Origin of the sequence: Vibrio jasicida CAIM 1864 = LMG 25398 (assembly GCF_000400365.1) — a bacterium.
GTDB classification, from domain to species: Bacteria; Pseudomonadota; Gammaproteobacteria; order Enterobacterales; family Vibrionaceae; genus Vibrio; species Vibrio jasicida.
The window spans coordinates 150,976-175,851 of the sequence record NZ_BAOG01000039.1; the positions used below are offsets into that span (position 1 = coordinate 150,976).

Below are 24,876 nucleotides of genomic sequence, written 5' to 3' on the forward strand. Positions count from 1 at the left end.
GGCGTTATTTTGAGAAAATAGACAGCAACTTTTATAGTTCTAACAGCAAGTTAGCAACAAAAGCCTCGTTTCACATTCAACACAAAGAACTCACGCCGAGTTAAATAAAACCGTAAAAACATTAACTTAACTGTTTTTGTTGTAGTATTTTTCGCACAATAAATAAGTAGGGAATATGATTAAATCAATTTAATAATCAGCACAAATGACAGGGGTGTAAAAGTGAAGAAAATCAAATAAATCGATTTTAAGAATATTATTTGGAATTAAAGTCACACATTTTTCATGCGCCACAAACAAAAATACGAAAGAGAAAAATTAGAGCCTTAATTCTATTCATATTTCGTAAAGGCCTTAATAATCCAGTTATCACTTAATGTCGTTAATTTCTGTACAAATAAAAACCAAAGTTAAGCTATTTTTATTTTACATCTGTATTACATTGATTTATTTTCGAACTATTATTGGGTATGTAACTCGCTTAAACGAAAAAAGAGAGCCCACAATGTGACTCTCTTTTTCGTGCATATTGTCTTTAGATGCTATTTAAAGCCGAACTTACCATTGCCGTTCTTCCACTCTGACTTCGATGGAATCGCTTCAATCGTGTCCCAATGCTCTACAATTTTGCCATTGTCGACACGGAATAAGTCATAGAACGCGACGTGTTGGTTCATGAACTGACCTTCGCTCACTGATAACACGAAGTTCCCTTCACCGATAATCAAATGGTTCTTGCTATATACCATCGGCATGCCCGCTTCCGCTAATTGCTTAAGTGCAACACCCAAACCACTCAAACCGTCGGCCACCGCAACGTTGTGTTGGATGTAGTCACTGTCTTTATCACCGATAAACTTACTGATCTGAGACATATCCCCTTTCATCAGTATGGTTTGTACAAAATCAGAAACGATCGCTTTGTTCTCATCCGTTTTGTTTACATCTGTAATTTCTGTTGCACCGTCAAATTGAGTGCGACCACTTGGATTAGGTTTCGCTACGTCTTGTAAGTTATCCCAGTGCTCGACGATCAAACCCTCTTCAAAACGGAAAATATCAAAGCCCGCTTTCGGTCCGAAAAAGTCGTATTCCGTGTGCAATGCCACGTATTCGCCATCTTGAATGGTACGAATCACTTTCGCTTTAGCACTGCCTTCTGGCAGCATCTTCATTACTTCGCCAAAGCCCGCTAAACCATCTGCAACCGCAAGATTATGCTGAATGTACTTGTTTGGGTTGATGTATGAAATCGCGTTTTGGTCGCCCGTTTCAATGCTTGAGATAACCGCGACGGCTTTATCACGATTCGACAATTCATCGGCATTTACAGCGAAAGAAGCACTAGCAAAAACGGTGGATGCGATAACAGAGCTAGCGAAAAAGCGAGTCAATTTGTTCATATTATTTTCCTCTTGTTGGCTTGAGAACAATAATAGGAATGAATCAAAGACTCGTCTGTGTGGATGTGCGTCGGAAAATGGTCAATATCGAACATGAACACAAAAAGGCGTTCATACTCAACATCATAACTGTGGTTCGGCGTACTGCTTCTGGAATTGGCTTGGTGTCATATCGGTTTGATTTTTAAAGTATCGAACAAAATTACTCGCATCTTCAAAACCAAAGTCAAAAGCTAACTGTTGCGTCGTAACGTTACTCACCACCAAGCGGCGCTTAATCTCTATTGTGACAAACGCGTCGATCATTTGTTTCGCGGTTAAGTTCGTTGCCAGCTTGCAGATAACATTTAACGTTTTATACGTTGACCCCATCTGCCCCGCATACCAGTTCGCATCACGGATATGTTCATAATTCGCCTGGAGCAAATCAAAGAAACGTGCAAGTTTGTAGCTCTGCTCTTTGGTTAACTTATCGTGCCTTTCTTCAGGTCGAAGACGATGCAGCATTAGAGCGAAAGAAGAGAAAAGATACATGACGATCAATGGGTCGGAATGCTGACTTTCAATTTCCTTGATAACCTCGCCAATAAGCAGTTTGGCACTCTGGCAGGTGGCTTCGTCTAAGCTCAATAGTGGCGAACGAGCTTGGTTTAAATGCGTTGGAGTGTAGTTAGGTAAACGCATGTTGGCATGCACTTGGTCTAAAAACGCTTGGGTGAAAATGATCACTTTGCCGGAGGGTTTGTTGGACAAATCGAAAGCTTGCACCTGCTCGCGACGAACAAAGAGGATGCTGCCAGATTCAAACGGATACTGCTTAAAATCCACCATGTGTACGCCACTGCCTTTTTCGATGTAAACCATCATGAAGAAGGTAATGCGATGCGGTTTTTGAGGTGAATGGCTTTCGTACTCTTGGCCATACAAGCTTTCTAGATCGAAGATTTCAATCTCTGCTTGATTCGATTTTTTATGGTCAAAGCCTACGGTTGGTATTTGCATTCACCCTCCACTCGTTACTACTTGTATTTTGGTCAATTTCAGCAGGAATGCGAATCGAACTGTATCACATCGTGCAACCAAGGTAGCGTTTGAGGTGGTGAATGTCTGTCTAATCTCCCTAAACCAACATGCTGCTTAAAATAAGCCAGTTCATAAAACAACATGGTCCATAAAAAACATGGCTCTCAAAACACAAAGGCAAGCCGAAGCCTGCCTTTGTTCATTGATCTATGCAAAGAGTCTAAGACGTCTTTTTACCCTCGTTCGCTTTTGCGTTGCTTGCGTTTTGCTCGGTAGCAACCATGTCATCAAACTCAGAAACTCGTGCTAGGAACGCAGGTTTGTCTTTGTTTGGAATCGAGCTAGCCAAAGGCAAATCGGCGGTCATCGAATCCACTGCACGGTTGCGCACCAGTACTTCGAAGTGCAAGTGTGGGCCTGTTAGACGGCCTGTCGCCCCCGAAAGCGCAATCTTTTGTCCACGCTTAACATGATCGCCTTTCTTGACTAAGAAACGGCTCAAGTGCAGATAACGAGTTTTGTACACACTGTTGTGCTCAATCACCAAGTATTTGCCTGCGTAAGGGTGGTTACGAACAGCAATCACTTTGCCATCACCCGTTGAGTAAACTGGCGAACCCACTGGCGTCGCGAAATCGGTACCATTATGCGGTTGAATGCGGCCTGTTACTGGGTGTCTTCGGTTCGGGTTAAACGGAGACGTAATACGTCGGAATTGTTTGTCGATTGGATAGCGGTTAAAGGCTTGCTCTAGGCTGTTTCCATCACGGTCATAGAAGCGACCATCTTCAGCCAAAAACGCTTCTACGTCTTTACCACGCATCTTGATAGCAATGCCCTGCACTTCTGTATTGCCTGTTAAGTGGTCATCAACGTACTGACGACGCACCAGCACATGAAAGCTATCGCCAGCACGCAACTCGCGGGCAAAATTCACTTTGTCACGAAGTACACGCGTAATGTTGGCAATCTGGGTAGTAGTTAATCCTTGTCGGTGCGCAGAAGATGAGAAACTGCCGTTGATTTCACCGGAGTACATTTCCTCGCGCCATTCACCCGGCTCTTCAACAAAGTCATAAGCGAATGTGCCATCGTCGTTCTGCGTGTAAATCGAACGTTCGACAAGGCTTTCGTGGAAGATTACTTGTTGCAGCGTCTTGGTGTCTCTATCTACCACAAACTCAAGGTGGTCACCTGGTTTGATGGTATCCAGTTTCAAGGAGGTTAAATCGGCTTCAAGAAGCTTTTGCGTGGTTTCGTATGGGACACCCCACGAGGAGAAAATCGTGCTAAGTGTGTCACCTACTTTAACGAAGTAGTGAATACGTGCAATGTTGTCGTGATCTTGTGTTGCCAGTTCGGCGTTTGGTGTCGTGTCGTCTGTCTGAGCCTCATGTACGTGAGCGCTCTCTAGCTCGGAATAAGGCGTGACCTTAATGGTGATTTCTTCTGGTTTCGTTTCTGCTTGATAGGTGAGATAGGCTGCAAGAGAGAATGCGGTAGCAGCGACAGCAATGAGTGAATAACGAACAAACTTCATAGTACTTGGGATAATCGGAAACAGTAATTGTTATGTTATAACATCTGAATCTCAAAATTTAAACATTGCGTATTTGAGAACTTTGTTTCTAAGCTTTTCTAGTCTCGCTAAGCGCCTATTTTGCTTAAATAAACCTTACTGTAAAAAAGGGTAAATTCCTTTTACCCTCTCTATGATTGCGTGATCCCAGTTTAGTTCACTCTACTACTCGCAACTTCTATAAATTCTATAAATTCTATAGCAACTGCCGATCTTTTAAGCGTTCGAGAATAAAATCCACACGTTGTTCGACACTCATCGTCGGCACTTCTATCAACTCATAACCATATTGATGATATGCCGCTACCATGGCTTGATAAGTCCTTACGGCTTCAGCAAAGTCTTGTTTTCGTTCTTCATCATTAGCAAAAATGGCTTCCCAAGGTGGAAAGACAAAGACAGAGTTGGCGTAGCGTATATGCTGACACGCATCCATTAATGCGTGTGGAATGGGTAAGTTTTCTAATTGGCTATAACCGTATGAATCCACAATACAGCGGTCAAAGAAGACAAGCTCATTGAGTTGTTCGAAGGCTTGATGGTGTTTTTTCTCTTCACGTACCATCTCATCACGAAAAGAAATTTTGTCTTTCCACGGTAAAGCACCACCATCCAGAGCAACTTGCTGTTTGATCACTTTGCGCCCCACTTCTGGCGCGCAATTGTAACCAAGCTCAATCAGCTTTTCTATTACAGAGGTTTTGCCCGCACCTGGGCCACCTGTAAATACGATTAGGTTGTTCATGTAGACCTCGATTGTTGAAGCGTAATGATCGCCTTCCGCCCTTTTATGTCGGTCGTTGGTTATTCTCGAATCGGTGTTGTAGAAGAAGTTTGATCTCTGAAAGAAGCCAGTTAATCAATGGGGTATCTTGAGTTTGATAGAGGTAATAGGCGTACACATCCATATTTTGCTTGGGTAAGCCTGTGCTGGAAGTAACGTTAGGATGAATAGCGACGATATCGTCTGGAAGTGTCGTCATGACACTGGCGACTGGGAAGAAGGCATCAGAATGTCGGATGGCATTAAAGTTAACCTCCGGCGAATCCGATTTCAACAAAATATCCGGAACATGACCAGCTTTTAACATGGTCTGCTCTGCTGTTTCGTGTCTTGTTTGCCAATCCGGGGTACGAATCAACACCATTGGATACTTAGCTAAATCATGAATGGTAACAACATCAAGTTGAGTGAGCGGATGCCCTTGCCTGACACAAAACATAAAGTGGTTCTTGGGCATCAACTCTTGTTTGATCTGTTTGGAATACCCTTCTGGGCCATAATCCAAAGCGACGTGGATTTTTCGAGACAACAAAGCCGATTCTACTTGTGAACGCCAATCCATAATCTCAAATCTTGCGTTTGGAGCCTTCTCTCGCAAGGTGGAGAACAGATCCACACCAATTGCATTCGTCAGTGCATTGGTCAAACTGATGGAGACTTTTCCTTGATATTTAGAAGGATCAAATGCTGCTTCAAAGGCTAACAGTCCATCAATCTGCTCTACCAATTCAGGAAGACGGCGCTCTAGTTCGTAACAACGTTCTGTCGGCACTAATCCGTAACGCTCACGCACGAACAATGCGTCATCAAAGGTTTCCCTTAATCGACTAAGCGCGTGGCTTACCGCCGATTGACTAAGGTTCAAACGTTCTGCCGCTTGCTTAGTATTTCTGGTTTCGAGCAGCACTCGTAATACTTTGAGTAGGTTGTAATCAAACATACGCCATCTCTTTCATCACTCATTGCATTAGATATTAATACAGTTAATTTCTAACATTCAACAGCTTCACTTCTGAACATATCTTGTTCTGCCTAATATGGGGTCAACGCTTCCTTAACCCTGAAAGGTCCTATTATGAAAAAGACGTCATTAGCACTGACCATGGCTCTGATCTCTTCGGCTGCTTTTGCTGCTGATTTACCAACGACACAACAAGTGATCGACAGCATCGATTCCTCTAACTGGGCAGTAAATCCGCTTGATTACGGCATGACAGCAATGGAGTACCAGCGCAAAGAAGCCGATTTGTTCGCACAAAAGATGCTAAGTCGTGGTGAGTTGAACCAGTTCATCCACTTCCCTGGCCTATCTCAAGCGGGTGATACTTGGGTAGTCACGCCGAATGTCGACAACGTCTATTCCCTTGCGGTTATTGATGCGCGTAAAGGCTTCAAGATTGAAATCCCAGACATGGGTGATCGTTTTGTCTCGCTTCACATCCAAGACCAAAACCATACTTTTGTTCAGTACACTTGGACACCGGGTGTGTATGAATACAAAGCGGGTGATATTGAGACCAACTACGTGTTTATTGGCGTTCGTGTAGGAACAGACGCAACAGCCGATGACTTGGCGTACATCAAGAACGAAATTCAACCCAAGATGAAGATCGAGTCAAACTCAGCCGTTCCATACGCCACTGACACCAAAGAGGAAGACATCGCTGAGTTGCGTTCTGCCCTACTTAAAGAATGGGGTAAGTTGCCTGACATGTACGACACTGTGCAATTCGATATTCATGATGTTTCTAATTGGGAGAAATGGACCTACACCATTGCTGGCTCTTGGGGTTTGAGCCCAGAATCGACGGCAATGTATGCTTCTTGGGCGCCTGAAAACACCAAGGCGAATGAATGTTACACCGCAACGTTTGATCATGTTCCGGCGAAAGCCTTCAGCTCGCTAACCATGTACAACTCAGATAACTACTTGATGACAAACGACCACAATATTGTGAGCACAAACCGTAAAGACTTTAAGATTAACGAAGACGGCAGCTTTACGATCATTTTTGGTGGGGAACAATGTCATGCCATCGCTGACGAAAAAGGCGTGAACTACGCGAAAACACCATTAGATGGATGGCGTGCTCAGCTTCGAGCTTACGTGCCAGATGTGGAGAAGATGAAACACTACCAGTTACCAAAACTCGAAAAGCTGTAGTGAAAACGCTCTAGACAATTTCGATTAATAGTTTTTAAGGACAAGTTAACGCTTGTCCTTTTTTGTTGTTTGTCCTCTCTTGTTTCTTGTCCCTTGTTTTTTAGGGCAAGACAAATAATGGGGTCAATCACTAAGCACTTTCACGTTGGAACTAAAATATGCACTTATGTGCATTATTTAGCCATTAATTAATGGAGAATTAAACGCAGTCAAAAAAGAATGGAATGGTTGGCGAAAACGCCAACGTTCTACTCGATTGTTGTGTTTTTCAAGATCTCCGAGTGATTAGCCAAGCACTCTTATGTATCTAGCAGTCATTGACTCGCGCGGATGACTCCAAGTCCGCGCCGTTTTTTTCTGATAAACCAAAATCGGACATCCAAAGCAACAAGCGCAAATATCCTTACTAAAAACACTGTTTCTGTAATTTTATTTCAGAATTATCGAAACCATCATAAGGATAATTCGAACTAATCTTAATTCATGCAACTTCAGTTACATTTACTTTCTTTTACTCACTTCTCGCGACTATTAGCGGCATTTTGAGACAATTTCCCACACTCCTTTCTTTGTCTTAGTTGATATAAATCATGGTTAGAAGAAAACAGAATCACCTGTATTTCTCGATACATGAATCCAAACTGCCCGATTTTTCGTAACTAAATTACAGATAGACACGATTTTTAGCACGGCACGTTTTTGAGGAACCAAGATGTTAGATACCCTCATGCTGTCGCGGATCCAGTTCGCGACCAATATCAGCTTTCATATTCTCTTCCCGACCATCACCATCGCGTTGGCGTGGATGTTGGTGTTTTTCAAGTGGCGATATAACCGCACACAAGCCCCCGTATGGCTCGATGTTTATTACTTTTGGGTCAAGATATTCGCTCTCACTTTCGCCTTGGGTGTGGTATCCGGCATTACGATGAGTTTCCAGTTTGGTACCAACTGGCCAGGCTTTATGGAACGAGTCGGAAACGTAGCAGGACCATTGCTCGGATACGAAGTGATGACCGCCTTCTTTATGGAAGCCACCTTCCTTGGCGTGATGCTTTTTGGGCGAGGACGAGTACCGGAATGGGTTCATACTCTCGCTACTGTTCTGGTTGCTGTTGGGACAAGTATGTCCGCATTTTGGATTCTGGTGCTTAACAGCTGGATGCACACACCAAGCGGATATGAAATGATTGACGGTATTGTGCATGTAACCAGTTGGAAGGAAGTCATTTTCAATCCTTCTTTACCTTACCGTCTTCTGCACACGCTATTAGCATCGGCGCTGACTGCCAGCTTCTTGATTGCGGGTATCTCGGCTTATCAAATAATGAAAAAGCCAGATCACCGCTCAGCCAGACTTGGCCTAAAAGTCGCGTTGTTCGCGGCGGCTGGATTTATCCCGATACAAATCTTTGTCGGTGACCTGCACGGGTTAAACACGCTTGAACATCAACCTGCAAAAATAGCAGCAATGGAAGGCGTGTGGGAGACCGAGCAAGGCGCGCCCCTTCTTCTGTTTGCGATGCCAAATGAAGAAACTCGCAGCAATGATTTTGAAGTTGGCATCCCGAAGTTAGCGAGTTTGATTCTTACTCATGACTTAGACGGAGAAATCCAAGGACTTAACGAGTTTGCGCCTGACCACCCGCCAGTGAAGCCCTTGTTCTTTGGTTTCCGTGTGATGGTTGGTGTGGGTGTTCTTATGCTGCTGGTTAGCTGGTATGGCGCGGTGAAGCTAGCACGCAAAAAATCGCTACCTAAACCTTACCTGTACACAGTATTAGTCATGACGTTCTCTGGTTGGATAGCCACACTGGCGGGTTGGTATGTTACTGAGATTGGTCGACAACCTTGGTTGGTCAGCGGTGTATTGCGTACATCAGAAGCCGTAACCACGGTTGCGAGCAGCAGTGTGATGACTTCGCTCATTATGTACTTAGCCATTTACGCTGCATTGCTGGTTGCGTACATCCATACCCTGTTCTATTTGGCGCGCAAAGACGTTGCAGCCCATGAAGTCCCACTGACACAACAAGAGGCCTAATCATGCTCGACTATCTACCAGAAATTTACCTTCTGCTGCTTGGCTTCTCGGTCTTTATGTATGCCGTGCTCGACGGCTACGACCTTGGCGTCGGCATCCTATTGCCAAGTGATAATGAAGCTCAGCGTGACCGAATGATAGCGTCTATTGGCCCGTTCTGGGACGCAAATGAAACGTGGTTGGTGTTAGCCGTCGGTATTCTGCTGATTGCCTTTCCTACCGCTCATAGCTTGATTTTGACGGAGCTTTATATGCCGACCGCCATCATGCTTATCGCACTGATCATGCGAGGCGTAGCGTTCGACTTTCGCGCCAAAGCGAACTCGGATCATAAACCTCATTGGGATTGGTGCTTCAGAATTGGCTCGTTAGTCACCGCGCTAACCCAAGGTTACATGGTGGGCCGTTACATCATGGGATTTGAGCAATCAACCGAAGCATTTGGCTTTGCATGGTTAAGCGCACTTTGTGTAACGGCGGCGTATGTTTACATTGGCGGCGCATGGTTGGTACTAAAAACGGAAGGTGATTTGCAAATACGCTCGGCACGTTGGTCTCGTCGTGCTGGTTGGTTGGCAGCTTTGGGAATCTTAGTCGTGAGCGTTGTAAACCCGATAGTAAATCAACAAGTCGCCCTGCGTTGGTTCAGCTTCCCAGAAGTCTTGTTGCTTGCACCCATTCCGTTGATTGTGCTGGCGACCATCTTCCTCGTTGATCGCTATTTGCGTCAGGTTCCAATGGTGAATGATCTGGGTGTGCGCTGGCCTTTCTTTGGTGTCACCGTCATTTTCGCCTTGAGCTTTCTCGGTCTTGCGTACAGCTTCTTCCCAGAAGTTGTGCCGGGGTTGATGACTGCACAAGAAGCTGCGTCATCGCCTGCGACACTAATCATTGTGGGTTACGGTGTGATGATTGTTATGCCGATGATATTGCTTTACACCTTCATGGTGTACCGAATTTTCAAGGGCAAAGCGACAGAGCTCAGCTACAAATAACGACCATAATAGACACGCCGCTGATCTAGCGGCGTTTTAACAACACCCTTTCAATCTTTGATAGCTCAACGACTAACTGGTGATCTCATGAAACGCTGATTACGTAAACAAGCCTCTGAAAAGCAGTCAATATTGGCTGCTTTTTGATTATACTCAAGTAACCTCAAAATTCTTGGGTAATAACGCTAAGCCTTTAGTTCTTAAGTTTCACTTAATGAATAACACTCTCTGGCTTAAAATGACGACGGAATTACAGATATTACGAGGGACCGTATGACCCGCTTCTCTTCATTGACAGTTGCGCACCACCACTTGAAAAACCGCGTTGTTGTGCCACCAATGGCATCTCAAACCTCCACTACCGAAGGTCTCGCAACTTCAAGCACCATAAAACACTACGGCAAACTGGCACAATCCGGTGCAGGTCTTGTTATGGTTGAATACAGTTTTGTCGATTTTTCTGGACGAAGTGAACCGAACCAATTGGGCGCGCACAGTGATGACTGCGTGGAAGGAATGAAAGCGATCGCCCAAGTTATCCACGATCACGGCGCAAAAGCAGGCTTTAAAATCACGCATTGCGGTGGCAAAGCAACGTTAGAAATCTGTCCAAATTTAATGGGGCCTTCCGGAATAACCGTACCCGCTTACGACCGTGTGTTACCGCAGCCGAAAGCGATGACGTTGGAAGACATGCTTTTTTGGCGTAAGCAGTTCATCGATGCAGCGCTTCGTGCCGACAAAGCCGGTTTTGATTTTGTTGAACTGCACTGCGCACACGGCTATGGATTAAACCAAGTTCTCTCCCCAGTCACGAACCAACGTGATGACCTATACGGTGGTTCATTAGAGAACCGCTCTCGTTTAGTGGTCGAGATCATCGAAGCAATCAAAGCCAAGAGCAATATTGGCATGATGGTGCGCATTCCAGGTCAGGACCTTTACCCAGAAGGATTAACGCAAGAAGACATGGCGAAAGTGTGTAAGTTATTCATTAACGCTGGCTTGGATTTGATTAACGTCTCATCGGGTATTGGTGGTTGGAACCGTCCTAAAGACCGCCGCGGCGAAGGCTTTTTAGTCTCAGAATCCGCTTTTCTAAAACAAGCTGACTTGGGTATCCCAATCATTGGTGTGGGTGGTATCGAGAGTGCCGAATACCTCGACCAAGCGGTCAACAACGGTTGGCTCGATTTGGCTGCCGTCGGTCGTGCCATATTGAAAGATCCCCTCGCCTTTAATCAGCAGATCATGCAAAAAGAGGTCAGTGCTTAACAGTAATTCAACACGTGGAGGCTCTTTTTTATCTCAAATCTTGGGCATGTCCCCAGCTCCAATCAACGTGGCTGAATGAAGTATAGCTCGTCGAAACGTTATCTTTCTTATGCCGCACGGAGTGAACTTTTAATGATAGGAAGTGGTTCAAGTCGTCAATAAAGATTTGAAATTAAGTATTTGTTTTTCATCCACTCAGGCTCAATAATCAATTATGCCTTACAGAATTGGATTGGAAAGAATCGTGACGCCACCAAATACGCTTCAACTGCTATTAGTCGAAGACAATCTAGAGCTAGCAGAAACAACCGTTGAACACTTTGAACTAGAAGGTGTTGAATGTGATCACGTACCTAACGGTATTGCTGCTCTCGATTTGATTGCTAAAACACATTACCACGTGGTGATTCTTGACCTCAACTTGCCTCGACTCTCTGGTTTGGAGGTATGTCAAAAGTTACGGGAACAAGGTAACGATGTCCCCGTTATTATGCTGACAGCAAGAGATACGCTGAACGATAAAATCATCGGTTTTGAGACTGGCGCAGACGATTATTTAACTAAACCGTTCGCATTCGAAGAATTGTTTATGCGCGTCAAGGTACTGTCTCGTCGACGCAGTGGCGAGGTAAATCTGCTCCAGCTAAAAGATCTACAAATGAACGTCAAAGAGCGCAACGTAAAGCGTGCCAATGATGAAATTAAACTCTCACCTACGGGTTATCGTATTTTGGAAGTACTCCTTAGAGCGACACCCAATCCAATCAGTCGTGAAGACTTAATCCAGAAGGTATGGGGAGATGAACAACCGGACACCAACAGCTTAAAAGTGCACATGTTCAAATTAAGGCATGCACTCGATGATAATTACGAAGAGAAGCTACTCCAAACCATCAAAAACTTTGGGTTCGTCTTAAAGTAACCTCTCAGACACTTAGCAAGCATCAGTCAGTAATCTTACTTCCGGAGTACTGATGTTTTGGTACATCACTTGGCATTGGAAGTTGATGCTTTTCTTATCCAAATCAGAAGTGAAGAAAATATAGATTTGGTTGTTTGGCGTGCTTTGTCAGTAAACAGATCGGCTGCGTGTCGATCTTTCTGAAACGTCGTCACAGAAACCACATCGGTTTCCATTATTCAACTCTATGGCGTCTTTCTGTGAATTCAAAAATCGAGGGTAACAGCCACCGAAAAATATGAAGAATCACAATCGCGACAACAAACTCGTTTAAGGTAAACCCTTTGCTATCGTCTTAATTCTCTTATGCAAATGTCACTTTCACGACTCTACCGTTGGCTAATACTTGTTCATCATATTGCCAGTAGTACTTGTCACAAATCTTTTTAATCAGTAATAGACCCAAACCAAAACCGGTTGTTTCGTGGGTCAGGTTTGTTTTTGCATCAGTGTTGATGACTTCGACCTCTAAACCAGTTTGCTTAATTATCACTTTACCTTCTATGGTGTGCTGAAACGCATTACGAATTAGGTTAGTAATGACGATTTTGCACATGCCTGATAAGTGCAAGCATTCGAAACTGTCGACGTTGACCTCAACTTCAACGGCCTTCCCATCTAATAAGTAGCGTTGTTCATTCACCACCAGCTCCGCCAATACGCCTAGGCTTGTCATCGTTTCTTTAAGCTCGGTTGAGTTTTCATGATTGAGCCATAACAAGCTTTCACATAGGTCAGACATCGCCAGGCTGTTATTTTCGATTCTCTGAATATTTTTAAGTAATCGCTCTTTTGGCATATCGCTGGCGATCATTTTTTTCATTAACTCAGAATTGGAACGAATTACTGCAATTGGCGTCCGTAACTCGTGGCTCGCATAACGTATGAACTCTTGCTCTTTCTTCACACTTCTTTGAACTGCAGATAAAGACGAATTGATCACTCGGGCCATCATGTTCAATTCAGAAAACTTAAAGTCAGGTATGTTGGAACGATCATCTTTTTCACGAATATTCATCGCCCATGTTTTTAGTTCTTCGACTGGTTTTGTGATTTTGCGAAGAATAAAGAACACACCGATTAAAAACAGGGTTAACAATACCGCGACAAACAACACGATATAATTGAGTTGCGGTAACAAATTTATGTTAAGTGTATCGGTGAAATCATCGAATGCGTTTTTGTTGATTTTGACTGCGACAAATTTGGTTTGAGCATCCACTTCGCTTTTTATCAACAAATAGATGAAGCGGTTGGCGTTTCTCCCTGCGCGATACTCAGTCTCTGTCGCTTTAAATAACTTCCCTACCGCGAGATCCTTTTCAACAAACTTGAGTTGAAATGCCAAAGGTAAGTCATCCCAATTGGCGGTAATGATAAATGGCGGGTTAATGATGGGTTTGCCTACTTGCGGCTCTTCCGTTTCCGCTTTCACCAGCATGACACCTTTGGTCATAAGATCGATACCAGTATAGAGGTTATAGGTGCTATAAGAGCCCGCAACAACGGCAAGGATTAACCCTAACACCGCAGATACGGTGATTACGTACACTCTAAGGCTGTCTTTGATCTTCACTGATGAGTTTCCTATTGATGCCGTGACTTGGACTTGAGCACATAGCCAAAGTTAGGAAGCGTATGAATAAGCTTGATGTTTTGTCCCTTATCCACCGCCTGACGCAGCTTAAACATGTGAACTTTCAAGCTGTTACTTTCTGGTGACGCATCGCCCCAGACCAATCGCATTATCTTACTTCGACTTACTGGTGAAGGACTAGCGCTCATCATCACTTTCAAAATATTGTAGCAAGTCGGTGATAAATTGAGAGAATCTTCCCCTCGAAAGACCTCCCTACTGCTGATATCGAGTACCAAGTCACCCACAACGAGCCGCTCTGGCGCGCCACTTCTACGTTTTAACAACACCTGTACACGAGCGAGCAGTTCTTCAAGGGCAAAAGGCTTGACCATGTAGTCATCAGCACCAACCTGAAAGCCTGCTAATTTATCGCTCAGATCGCTTCTCGCGCTCAGAATCAAAATAGGTAAGTCAATACCATCTAAACGCAACTCTTCACAGACTTTTAAACCTGACAATTGGGGTAAGTTAACGTCCAGAATGACCAGATCATAGTCATCTGAACGAGCTAACTTTAACGCCATCATACCATTGGATGCATGGTCACAATGAATCCCATTCATCTCTAAGTATTCCATGATGGTCTTTGCTAATTCAATATTGTCGTCGACCAACAAAAGGTGCTTGTGCATTACATCCATTTACCTACATTCCATCACTAACAATCTTCGGTCTCTAACGTTGTCATGCTTTTCCCAGTGCGGCTTGCCGTCGCTGGCACGTAATGAATGCGGCAACGAAACGAGGTTAAGTCGTCCCAATCACCATAAAACTGGGGAAAAATCCAAAATCCGCCATCGTAATCAGTTTCAAAATTCAGCGTATCTTCACCATGATAATCTTGATTAAGAGGTGAGACATCGGCATCAACCAACTCATTAAATTGTTCGTATGCTTGGCGCTGGAAGACATCAAACCAAGGATAGTTGTCTTCATTGGTTAAACGAATTTGTTGCCCATTTAGCACCAAACAACGCATTTGCTTGTGGTAATCACAAGGTTGGATATTAGCCGAAGGAAGTTGTGATTTGGCAGATGCCAACGCAAATGCAGACTCGATCGCCCCTTGAGTAGCCTTTAGAGTGGCAACTCTCGCCTCTGATTGTATTCCCAAGAATTTAGGCGCAGCAATAACGGCCAAGATACCTAAAATAACGATGACAACGACCAGTTCGATCAGAGTAAAACCTTTATTCTTCATAAAATCTCCAAACCGTTGAGACATCCTTGTCTATAGATTTAAATAACGTAGTCAACGCTGCGCTGACGTTTAATATGACGTTTGGCTGTGTACATGTTTCTGTCGGCAATTTCGATGGCAGTATTGACATCGTGGTTGTTCACTTTTGATAGGCCGTACGCAAAGGACAAGTCGTACCCTTTTTCTGAAAAGTAACGCGTCATTTTCACGTTTAACGAATTGAGTCTGTTTTCGATATCGTCGTAAGTAGAGGTATCAAAAATGATTACAAACTCATCACCGCCATAACGAATCACCACGTCTTTATCTCGAAGTGATGATTTCAATAAACACGCAAAATCGACAAGGCAGCTGTCTCCGACTCTATGACCAAACGCGTCGTTAATGGCTTTAAAGCCATTCATATCCAAAAAGGCAACGATCCGGTTTTCATACGCTCCTAAGTGGTACTTCAAAAACGAGCGGGTATAACACTTGGTTAGCTCATCTTTACTCACATCCACCAAACCAACGTTTGAGGGGCAAACGGTCGCAATGATGAATTTCTTGCCGTTGTAGACCATTTTTTCGCGAATCGTGTCGTACTCAATACCCTCGAAAAACTCTTTGTCTTTGTGGAACATAAGATGTTCGTCTTGCAGCAAGTTCCTATCTTTCTCTAAGCACAAACGGTAGCTTTCGTTTTCGTGAATGATCTCTTGCGGTTTCACACCAACAATACTGGTTCCGACCAACTCTCGGTGTGCCGCGTTATCAAAAATCACCACACCTTGCTCGTTTCTCATGATGACCAGCTTTTCAGCTGAATCGAGCATCGACACAACGCCATTCGCAATAATCGATGTATTATTGAAATAGATGTCTCTTAGGTTGCTCAGAGTCGTATTTACGTCTTCGTTGTGCACAACGCCCAAGATGTCATGGTCTTCAATAAAGCGATTCACTTCTTCGCTCTGTACATCTTCAATATTGTTTTCAATCAGAAAGTTATAAAGCTTGTAATCTAAATCCAAGCTCATTCGTAGCAGTGCTTCTACAGGTGCATCTTGCTCAAGGTTGGAAAAGCAATCTAGCTCAACAATCTCCTCTAACGGCATTGCTGGATAGAAATAGAAACCTTGAATCGTTGGCTTTTCGGCAAACAATTCGATCAGTTCTTTTTGACGCTTGTTCTCAACACCTTCAAAAACAACTTTGTGTGTACATAGCGTTTTGATCTTTGAGTACAAAAACGACAGATGCTTAAATTTGCTGTAGTTTTTCTCAATGTCATGAACCAACGAACGGTCAAATTTGACTTCATCCGCGCCGATAGTGAGCGCCAAATCCGCTCTCGCGAAATCTTTACCGAAATCATCAATAGACAGCTTGATGCCGTTGTCTTTTAGCAGCGCAACATGATTAAGAAATTCGTCGTTGAGCTCAACACCTTGATGCTCAACCAACTCTAAAGAAACGTTCTTTCCTTTTAGCTGCTTGATCGCACTGAAGACAAAGTAATCATTCAAAACACTGGTTGGGTAGATGTTGATGGATACCGGAATTTGAATGTCAAACTTCGCGATGTCTTCCAAACAACGCTTCATCACTGATAGATCAAGCGCCATGTTGTCTTTCACTTCGGCGAAAAATTCAGGCAGTGTTTTTTCAACGTCGACTGGTCGTAGCAAAGCTTCAAGACCAACGATCACGCCATCTTTTAGTTTTGGTTGGTACAACAAGTTGAAATCTGACATTAAGAGACCTTTATAAGTGTTTTTATTGAGTTGGTATTCACGTAGTTCGCTGACCAACACGTTTAATGACACTCGCCTCTACTTCCTGTTAATCATTAACAAGGTTAAATTCCATCTCAAAGCCAACGCTTTAAGAGGCATAGTGTGTGATATGAGTCATATCTTAAATTTCTCATGGTTAACGCTAAGTTAACGCCCGAACTTGTTTTGATGATTTGTTTTTATCGTCACCATAACGGTATGTTTTAAGCGACTTTTAAGGGAACTTTTTAAGGGAATACGCACAGCTTTTGAGCACAAAAAAAGCCACTTTAAAAAGTGGCTCTAAGAATCATTTTGTTAGCCCACTACACTCTACAGGGTCTTTGACGACCACGGTTGCGGCTGCACTAGTCGCACCGGCTTGTGTGTATTTGATACAAGTTTTGTCATAACCCGCAATGCCGAAGTAGATTGAATCGCCACCAGGGATTTCTTTGTGTGCCCAGTCTTCTCTCAAGCCTTGCACCACAATAGATAGGTCATTCAAGGTTGCTTTTGGGTACCCGTAAGCGATAGCCAAATCAAGCGTACCTGTACCATCAGTATCCAAGTTAGCCTCTTCTGCGCGTTCGACACCCATCAACGCCGCTTTGCCGTAAACAATGCCCATCGCACCGTTCATCGCCCCTCTAAACCCAGCAATTGCCGCGTTTCTTGCATCATCTTGCAAATTCAAGAATCGAGGCGCTGCTGTCACAGATAAAATACCTAAGATGACAATGACCACGACCAATTCAATTAAGGTAAAACCTTTCGCCTTCATTTTTTATTTCCCAACTACAAACGAGAGAAAAATCACGATGACAAGAGGCAGAAGCCCTGACTCTCCATCGGCTGACGGAGAATATACGACGGGGAAAGTTAACGCAGGGTTAACTCAAAACGGGCAGAAAAAATAAAGTTTAGGCAATCGATTAGCGCGGACAAAACTGATGCGTGTTAATGCGTGTAAGAGGAAGATCTTAGCAACATCACAAAGCAAAAGTTACGATTTAGACACTATTGCCACCGTAAAACAATTACGCTCCACTTGATGTGATACAGAAAACGCATCCGTCATTTGGGCAATGAGCATCAAGCCTCGTCCTGAAGGCATCCAACTCTGTTCATCAAATAGATTTGGCGCCTCTATTTGCTTTGAGGTGTAGCTTTGGAAGGTTTCATCAGTAATGCGATTACCATAATCAAATACACGCACTTCTATGTTGTGCTGCTTGCCTTGTATTAGTTCGCATTCTAACTCGACCGTTTTTCCGGTTTGTTCTTGATAGGCATGGATGAAAGCATTGTTCATCAACTCAACCACACACAACTCTAGGGTTTGCATGGCATGAGAAGAAACCGAATGTTGTTGAAGGAACTCAACCAATTCGAGACTCGCTTGGCGTGAAACTTCTAAAGACGCTTGATAGGATTTCTGGAATACCGCACTCGGCGAATTGACGGCTTGCGACTGCCTAGAACCCAACCATTGCACTTTCAACACGCTCACATCATCGTCGAGTTCCGGTTTTCCTTGCCAGTTTTGCACTTGCTCCAAAACGGCATTGGTTTGTGCCTTTTCTGGCATCGCTTGACTCCCTTCAATGTTGGATAGCAGTCGGTCAATGCCGTAAAGCTCCTCACCTTGCTTGGCCTCTGTTAGGCCATCGGAGAAAAACCAAAGGGCGTCATTAGGCTTAAGTTGGATACTTCCACCTTGGTACATCATCGGCTCTAATGCCCCAACAATGAAGTTGTTGTCGCCAACAAGTTCCAAGCGGTTTTGTTCCGTCTGTTGCCAAACGAATTTAGGGTGTCCTGCAGTGCAATAATTCAGCTCACCGGTTTCGGTGTTCAACACGGCGTATTCGATAGTGAAGTAAAGCTTGCTGTTTTGCGCTTGTTGGTAGCGCCGATTAAGCCTTTCAATCACAGCGGCAGGCTCACTGATGCGGTATTCATTGTCGCTCCAGTCTAACGTTATGGACTCCGATTGGTGACGTTGTGACAAAGTTTGCTGGACTGAAAATGCCATCAGTGCTGAAGAAATACCATGGCCCGATACATCAAATACGTAGAAAGCAACATGTTGCTCATCAAGCTCGACATAACCAAACATGTCGCCACCGATCTTGGAACAAGGCACATAAGTAAAGCTGAATTTTGCCGTGTGAATTTGTTCTTCCACTGGTAATAACTGAGTCATCAAATCACTCGCAGCGTCGAGATCTTGTTGAATAGTTTGATAGGCTAAATCGAGCTCTTGGTTTTTTGTCGTGAGCGTATTGTGCAGTTCTAAGGTACGAAAACCCGCTCGGATGCGCGCTTGTAGTTCCTCTACAGATGTCTTCTTGTCGACAAAGTCATCGGCGCCTGCATCCATGCCTTTGATGATGGATTCTTGATCGTTACGGGAAGAGAGAAGCACAAAGAAGATATAACGAGAAAACGCCGACGATTTAAGCTCACGGCAAAGCTCAATACCACTGATGCCCGGCATCATCAAATCACTGAGGACAAACTGAATGTCAGTTCGGTGAGTCAGCACTTCTAACGCAGACTCACCATCTTCAACGGCAATGACCTCGTACCCTTGCTTTTGCAATGCGCTGGTCATATAGAGCAACACCGTTTTACTGTCATCGACCAACAAAATTGATTTCATAATGCTCCCTGCTTATGACGCAGTGCCTAACGAAGGATGGCGTTAGTGGACTGTTCGTCTCTAAATCGAGTGTAATCTTCTGATAATAGTTGGTGTTGGTAACGGGTATAAGACAACGCCTCATTCGAGACAACGATTTGGTTTTCTTTTTCCACCAGTTGCCCGCGCAGCAATTCAATTTGTTGATGTTGTTGAGTGTGGTTTTGATACATCGCAACTAATCCACACACAGACGCTACGAGCAGCGTACACAACACGCCATTGATGGTTTTACTTCGAACACGCATAACCTCTCCTTGTCGCTTGGTGTCCTTCATTACTTGGTGAAGTCCAATAATGATTGGGACGTCTACAAACTAAGAACTCAAGGTTCCAAAACGCCGTGAGAGCCAATTGATGTTGTTTCATTAATTGAGTTAATTATAGGAGAAAGGCAGAAAAAGAAGAGAAAACCCGATAAAATTGAAGATCTTTGCGCTTAAAACGACAAAAAGCAGCAAGTCTACAAAAGCCTTGCTGCTCAGAAAAATCACGCTAGAAGTTAACCTTGAAACGCTTCACGCACCGACACTTGTTCAAACCAACGAGCAATATTTGGGTAGGTTTCGAACACTTCAATACTCAAACCATTTACGGCAAAACCAACAAAAATGTAGCCGGTAATGTCTACGATGGTGAAGTTGTCCGTGGCGATATGCTCGCTTTCTGATAGGCGCTTGTCGAGAATTGGTAGGAATTCTAATACGCGAGATTTCGACTCGTCACCCCACGCAGCCACACAGTTTTCACGATCTTGGTAAATTGCTGTGATATTGCGAAACGCCTGAAAAGCCGTGTACAAACCTTGGAATTCGACAACGCGATGCCACATTTCCACCTGAGCACGTTCGAGCTGGTTAGCACCAAACAGCGCCAGATCATTTTCAAACGCTTCATCTAGGTAGCGACAAATTGCCACGCTTTCACAGATCGTCGTGCCATCATCCAGTTCCAGCAGAGGCACTTTGCCGTTCACGCTTTTCGATTTAAACGGTTCAGATAGGTTATCACCCTCACGAACGTTCAGCGCAATTCGCTCAACCTCGCCACCGATTTCCTTTAGAAAAATGCTAACTCGCTTACAACTTGGAGTCATTGCGGTTTCATAGAGCTTCATTTCACATCCTTTTATCTTTTTCTAACCGATTGGTTAGGATATACTGTAGCCAGTTTATAAACGATCAGTCAAGAACTTCACTATCAAAAATTTTCAAACAGCTGTGGGTCTGTTTGCTGAGCGAGATTTTTGATGCCGTTTGTGAGTTCACATGAATTTGGGGGCTGATACCCAAGAATAGATGGGTATTCATCATATTGGTTCAGTTCGAACGCTAGAGGTTCTCTGTACCATCCCTCCAAAGCAATTTAATTACCCGATAAGCAGACCCAGGCAGGTAATTTATGGCAAGAAAAGCCAACTTCGACCGAGATGAAAAGCTTCTCGTGGCTATGGATGTGTTTTGGCGCAAGGGCTTTGCGAACACGTCTATCTCGGATCTCACAGACGAGTTGAACATCAACCGCTTCAGTCTTTACAACACCTATGGTGACAAGCAACAGCTCTACTACGAAGCGCTCGATACCTACTTGAAAAAGGTCTCGCTACCATCACTGAATGATTTGGAAAAAGACGACGCGTCTTTACCTGAGTTGGAATCGTTCCTTAAATCTTTTGCTGAGCTGCAGCGCAAACGCAACTGTGGGTGTTTTATCCAAAATGCGTTGATTGAGCACGCTGGGGAAGACGATGATGTACTGCGCAAAGGGCATTTTTTGTTTGACCATCTTATCGACATCATTGCGGATGCGCTGACCAATGCACAAAAAGAAACCTTAGTGCCGAAAACGCTGAAACCAGAAGAGCTTGCTCGTTTTGTTCTCAACAACATGCAAGGCATGCGCGTACTTGGCAAAGCCAAACGTTATGCCGACTTGGATACGGCGCTTTCCTGCTTGCTGGTTTTGATTAGGAAGTGACATGTCGATTGAAGTGATAGCGGTACGTCTTACCAAAGGCATGGACTTAAAGCTCAGCCTTGCGAAATTGGTCGAGCAGCATGGTATCAAAGCTGGCTCGATTGCCTCATGCGTTGGCTGTGTCTCTGACCTCAACCTTCGTTTGGCAAGTGCAGAGAGTACGTTAACCAAGCAAGAGCCATTTGAAATCGTCTCTGTGATGGGAACCCTAACGCCTGAACATCAACACGTTCATATCTCGGTGTCTGATCGTGAAGGACGAGTCTGGGGCGGGCATTTAATGGAAGGCACGGTTATTGATACCACCGCAGAATTGATCATCCATTCTTACTCAGAACTTGAGTTTACCAGAACGATGGACGACTCGACTGGCTATACCGAGCTGAAAGTGAATCCTTCCAAATAGTAAAAAGCTCCAGAGCCATACTGTGCTGTCTCTGGAGCTTTATTCGCTTGTCTCTTACGCTAAGAATTTACTCATATCGAGCAAGCTAATTTCGAGGATCATTCTTCGGCTAAATAACAAACCTGATTATCGTCGATCGTTACTTGCCACGTTTTTAGACAGAGCGCTTCGTCTTCCAGACATTGCCCACTCTTTAAACTGAAGTGCTGTTTATACAGTGGTGATGCAACACACATCTCACCATCAATATCACCGACAATCCCTCGACTCATCACATAAGCCTTACCTATTGGGTCCCAATCTTGAACGGCGTAAACACCGCTATCTGGAATGTAGAATAACGCAACGTGCTCGCCTTCAATCAATACAGTAGCACCGATAAACGGCATTAAGTCATCAAGCTGACACAATTTAACTTTGGTTAAAGCTGCCATTTACACCTCCTGTTTCAAGGGAATACGCTGACCGCGCACACGTTGGTACGGCAAGACTTTACTGCCCGACGTGCTGTTCAAGAAAGGACGGAAGCGTTGCAGTTTTTGAGGATTATCCAGCGTACTCTTCCACTCACATTGATAGGTATCTACGACTCGCGCCATTTGTTCATCCAAAGAATCACATAAATTCAGAGAGTCATCCAAAATCACTTGTTTAAGGTAATCTAGGCCCCCTTCCATGTTCTCCATCCACACCGACGTGCGCTGCAAGCGATCAGCGCTGCTGACGTAGAACATCAAAACTCGGTCAATCATGGTGATCAACTCTGACTTAGATAAGTCAGATGCAAACAAATCAGCGTGTCGTGGTCTCATGCCGCCATTACCGCAAACGTATAGATTCCAGCCGTTTTCGGTGGCGATCACCCCAATGTCTTTACTTTGCGCTTCTGCACACTCGCGAGTACAGCCCGATACGGCAAACTTAAGCTTATGGGGCGCTCGCAATCCTTTGTAGCGGTTCTCTAACTCAATGGCTAATCCAACTGAATCATCAACACCATAACGACACCAAGTAGAACCCACGCACGATTTCACGGTGCGCACCGATTTACCGTAGGCGTGCCCTGTTTCAAAACCGGCATCAATTAAGGTTTGCCAGATTTCAGGAAGCTGTTCTAACTGCGCGCCAAATAAATCCACCCGCTGACCGCCAGTGATCTTGGTGTACAGATCGTATTGCTGAGCAACTTCGCCTAGCACGATGAGTTTGTCTGGTGTGATTTCGCCGCCCGGAACACGAGGTACAATCGAGTAAGAGCCATCTTTTTGCAGGTTCGCCATAAAGGCATCGTTGGAATCTTGCAGAGATTGATGCTGTCGCTCCATAATGTGTTCATTCCACAAAGAAGCAAATACAGATGCCGCTGTCGGCTTACAGATATCACACCCATGCCCTTTGCCATGCAGTGCAATTAAGGTGTCGAAGTCTTTGATTTGTTCCACTTGGCAAATATGGAACATCTCTTGTCGACTGAGCTCAAAGTGCTCACAAAGGTGGTTGTTAACCTCTACCCCCATAGCTGCCAATTGAGTATCCAATACCGACTTCACCATATTGCTACAGCCACCACATCCAGTACCGGCTTTGGTATTGGCTTTAAGGTCCGTCAGGTTGGTAGTGCCAGCTTGAATCTCGGCAACTAAGTCGCCTTTTGTGACGTTGTGACAAGAACAGATAATGGCGTTGTCTGGCATCTCTCCATCCAGCATTCCAGTATCAAATAGCAGGTTCGCCGCGTGGTCTGGCAAGACTGTTTTGTTCAAATAACACTGTAAGAGCGCATCGTAATCGCTGTTATCACCGACGAGAATCGCACCAAGTAATTGGGTGCCGCTCGCATCAACCACCAGCTTTTTGTAGATGCCTGCAACCGCATCTTGCAATACCATTTCTTGTGCGCCTTCGGTCTGCATTTGTGCATCGCCGATAGACGCCACATCCACCCCAAGCAGCTTGAGCTTGGTACTCATGTCTGCGCCTTTAAAACCTTCGCTTGGCATACCAGTCAAGACATCGGCAGTGGTTCTCGCCATGGTGTAACCGGGTGCGACTAAACCAAAGATCTTCTGCTCCCAAAGAGCACATTCGCCAATCGCGTAAATATTCTCATCGCTGGTTTGGCATTGGTTGTTAATCACAATACCGCCTCGCTCGCCGACTTCTAGCTCAGCCATTTTTGCCAGCTCATCTTGAGGACGAATGCCTGCGGAAAAGACAATCACATCCACTTCGAGAGGATCTTTGTCTTTAAACACCATACGATGCTTAGCCGTTTCACCATCGCAGATTCGTTCCGTACCCGTTGAGGTGTGAACGGTTAGCCCTAGCGCTTCAATCTTCTCTTTTAGCACTAAGCCAGCACCATCGTCTAACTGCACGGGCATCAGGCGAGGAGCAAATTCAATGACGTGAGTTTCTAACCCCAATAGTTTGAGTGCATTTGCCGCTTCTAAACCCAATAAGCCGCCGCCAATCACTGCGCCTGTTCTTGCGCCTTCACATGCCTTTTTGATTTGTGAAAGATCATCAAGCGTGCGGTAGACAAACACGTTGTTGCGGTCTTTACCTTCAATTGGCGGCACAAATGGGTACGAACCAGTCGCGAGCACAAGTTGGTCGTAACCCAGCACATCTTCACCATCAAGCAGAAGGCGCTTTTGTTCTCTGTCGATGCCTGTTACTTGGCTGCCAAGTACGAGTTGGATGCCATGCATGTCGTACCATTCTTGGTTACTCAGCATCAAATCATCATGAGACTTACCCGCAAACAAAGAGGACAACTGTACACGGTCATACGCAATAAAACGCTCTGCACCAATCACGGTAATTCGGTGCTCCATATGCGCGCTTTTCTGCACTAATTGCTCGACGAGATGCTGCCCGACCATACCGTTGCCTACCACAACGATGTGGCTCAATGCGTTCTTTACTGGGATCGTTAAAGGACTGTTCATCGCTGCC

General features: G+C 44.5%; 22 protein-coding genes. 7 read left to right on the top strand and 15 right to left on the bottom strand.

From position 1 onward, the window contains the following. Positions 1 to 542: 542 nt before the first annotated feature. The 5 genes from VJL_RS11650 to VJL_RS11670 form a co-directional block, all read right to left on the bottom strand. Positions 543 to 1,403, bottom strand: coding sequence for a nuclear transport factor 2 family protein (locus VJL_RS11650; RefSeq protein WP_038878064.1), 861 nt, complete (start codon positions 1,401 to 1,403; stop codon positions 543 to 545). A gap of 123 nt (positions 1,404 to 1,526) precedes the next feature. Then, positions 1,527 to 2,405 carry an AraC family transcriptional regulator gene (locus VJL_RS11655; RefSeq protein ID WP_038878070.1) on the bottom strand — a complete coding sequence of 293 codons (879 nt, stop codon included), beginning with the start codon at positions 2,403 to 2,405 and terminating at the stop codon, positions 1,527 to 1,529. Between the two features lie 241 nt (positions 2,406 to 2,646). Then, positions 2,647 to 3,966 (bottom strand): murein DD-endopeptidase MepM, encoded by a 1,320-nt coding sequence (gene mepM / locus VJL_RS11660; protein ID WP_038878071.1) that lies wholly within the window; start codon positions 3,964 to 3,966, stop codon positions 2,647 to 2,649. Positions 3,967 to 4,201: 235 nt separating this feature from the next. After that, a complete protein-coding gene (locus VJL_RS11665; protein ID WP_038878072.1) occupies positions 4,202 to 4,750 on the bottom strand; it encodes an AAA family ATPase in 549 nt (182 codons plus the stop codon). Positions 4,751 to 4,793: 43 nt separating this feature from the next. Continuing rightward, on the bottom strand, positions 4,794 to 5,729 hold the full coding sequence (locus tag VJL_RS11670; protein WP_038878075.1) for a LysR family transcriptional regulator: 936 nt from the start codon (positions 5,727 to 5,729) through the stop codon (positions 4,794 to 4,796). Between the two features lie 135 nt (positions 5,730 to 5,864). Here VJL_RS11670 and VJL_RS11675 point away from each other — a divergent pair, with 135 nt between their 5' ends. The 5 genes from VJL_RS11675 to VJL_RS11695 all read left to right on the top strand — a co-directional run bounded on the left by VJL_RS11675 (position 5,865) and on the right by VJL_RS11695 (position 12,189). Beyond that, the gene (locus tag VJL_RS11675) at positions 5,865 to 6,953 is read left to right on the top strand and encodes a DUF1254 domain-containing protein (RefSeq protein WP_038878078.1); all 1,089 of its coding nucleotides are present in this window, start codon (positions 5,865 to 5,867) and stop codon (positions 6,951 to 6,953) included. A 712-nt stretch (positions 6,954 to 7,665) separates the two neighbouring features. Next, positions 7,666 to 8,997: a cytochrome ubiquinol oxidase subunit I gene (locus VJL_RS11680; RefSeq protein WP_038878081.1), complete on the top strand. Its 1,332-nt coding sequence runs from the start codon at positions 7,666 to 7,668 to the stop codon at positions 8,995 to 8,997. A gap of 2 nt (positions 8,998 to 8,999) precedes the next feature. Next, entirely contained in the window at positions 9,000 to 9,992 is a 993-nt protein-coding gene (locus tag VJL_RS11685) for a cytochrome d ubiquinol oxidase subunit II (RefSeq protein WP_038878084.1), read from the top strand. Between the two features lie 273 nt (positions 9,993 to 10,265). Beyond that, on the top strand, positions 10,266 to 11,267 hold the full coding sequence (locus VJL_RS11690) for an NADH:flavin oxidoreductase (protein WP_038878086.1): 1,002 nt from the start codon (positions 10,266 to 10,268) through the stop codon (positions 11,265 to 11,267). Between the two features lie 214 nt (positions 11,268 to 11,481). After that, positions 11,482 to 12,189 carry a response regulator transcription factor gene (locus VJL_RS11695; protein ID WP_042602877.1) on the top strand — a complete coding sequence of 236 codons (708 nt, stop codon included), beginning with the start codon at positions 11,482 to 11,484 and terminating at the stop codon, positions 12,187 to 12,189. 343 nt (positions 12,190 to 12,532) lie between these two features. Here VJL_RS11695 and VJL_RS11700 read toward each other — a convergent pair whose 3' ends face one another. The 8 genes from VJL_RS11700 to VJL_RS11735 all read right to left on the bottom strand — a co-directional run bounded on the left by VJL_RS11700 (position 12,533) and on the right by VJL_RS11735 (position 20,649). Continuing rightward, positions 12,533 to 13,804, bottom strand: a complete 1,272-nt coding sequence (locus tag VJL_RS11700; RefSeq protein ID WP_038878091.1) for a sensor histidine kinase — start codon at positions 13,802 to 13,804, stop codon at positions 12,533 to 12,535. An 11-nt stretch (positions 13,805 to 13,815) separates the two neighbouring features. After that, positions 13,816 to 14,508, bottom strand: coding sequence for a response regulator transcription factor (locus VJL_RS11705; RefSeq protein ID WP_080774363.1), 693 nt, complete (start codon positions 14,506 to 14,508; stop codon positions 13,816 to 13,818). Positions 14,509 to 14,525: 17 nt separating this feature from the next. Beyond that, positions 14,526 to 15,068: a prepilin-type N-terminal cleavage/methylation domain-containing protein gene (locus VJL_RS11710; protein WP_038878094.1), complete on the bottom strand. Its 543-nt coding sequence runs from the start codon at positions 15,066 to 15,068 to the stop codon at positions 14,526 to 14,528. Between the two features lie 38 nt (positions 15,069 to 15,106). After that, the gene (locus VJL_RS11715) at positions 15,107 to 16,804 is read right to left on the bottom strand and encodes a GGDEF domain-containing protein (protein WP_227741131.1); all 1,698 of its coding nucleotides are present in this window, start codon (positions 16,802 to 16,804) and stop codon (positions 15,107 to 15,109) included. Positions 16,805 to 17,135: 331 nt separating this feature from the next. Continuing rightward, positions 17,136 to 17,609 carry a type II secretion system protein gene (locus VJL_RS11720; RefSeq protein WP_038878100.1) on the bottom strand — a complete coding sequence of 158 codons (474 nt, stop codon included), beginning with the start codon at positions 17,607 to 17,609 and terminating at the stop codon, positions 17,136 to 17,138. Between the two features lie 222 nt (positions 17,610 to 17,831). Next, the gene (locus tag VJL_RS11725) at positions 17,832 to 19,493 is read right to left on the bottom strand and encodes an ATP-binding SpoIIE family protein phosphatase (protein WP_038878103.1); all 1,662 of its coding nucleotides are present in this window, start codon (positions 19,491 to 19,493) and stop codon (positions 17,832 to 17,834) included. A 26-nt stretch (positions 19,494 to 19,519) separates the two neighbouring features. Next, complete coding sequence (locus VJL_RS11730) at positions 19,520 to 19,780, bottom strand: hypothetical protein (RefSeq protein ID WP_038878106.1); 261 nt, start codon at positions 19,778 to 19,780, stop codon at positions 19,520 to 19,522. Positions 19,781 to 20,034: 254 nt separating this feature from the next. Then, on the bottom strand, positions 20,035 to 20,649 hold the full coding sequence (locus tag VJL_RS11735; RefSeq protein WP_005450075.1) for a glutathione S-transferase: 615 nt from the start codon (positions 20,647 to 20,649) through the stop codon (positions 20,035 to 20,037). A 284-nt stretch (positions 20,650 to 20,933) separates the two neighbouring features. Between VJL_RS11735 and VJL_RS11740 the strand changes: the two genes are divergently transcribed. Together VJL_RS11740 and VJL_RS11745 are read left to right on the top strand one after the other, a co-directional pair. Continuing rightward, entirely contained in the window at positions 20,934 to 21,509 is a 576-nt protein-coding gene (locus VJL_RS11740; protein WP_005375904.1) for a TetR/AcrR family transcriptional regulator, read from the top strand. Between the two features lies 1 nt (position 21,510). After that, a complete protein-coding gene (locus VJL_RS11745) occupies positions 21,511 to 21,915 on the top strand; it encodes a PPC domain-containing DNA-binding protein (protein ID WP_038878110.1) in 405 nt (134 codons plus the stop codon). 98 nt (positions 21,916 to 22,013) lie between these two features. Here VJL_RS11745 and nirD read toward each other — a convergent pair whose 3' ends face one another. Continuing rightward, positions 22,014 to 22,349: a nitrite reductase small subunit NirD gene (nirD, locus tag VJL_RS11750; RefSeq protein WP_038878113.1), complete on the bottom strand. Its 336-nt coding sequence runs from the start codon at positions 22,347 to 22,349 to the stop codon at positions 22,014 to 22,016. Beyond that, complete coding sequence (gene nirB, locus VJL_RS11755; RefSeq protein ID WP_050568836.1) at positions 22,350 to 24,869, bottom strand: nitrite reductase large subunit NirB; 2,520 nt, start codon at positions 24,867 to 24,869, stop codon at positions 22,350 to 22,352. Between the last annotated feature and the right edge of the window lie 7 nt (positions 24,870 to 24,876).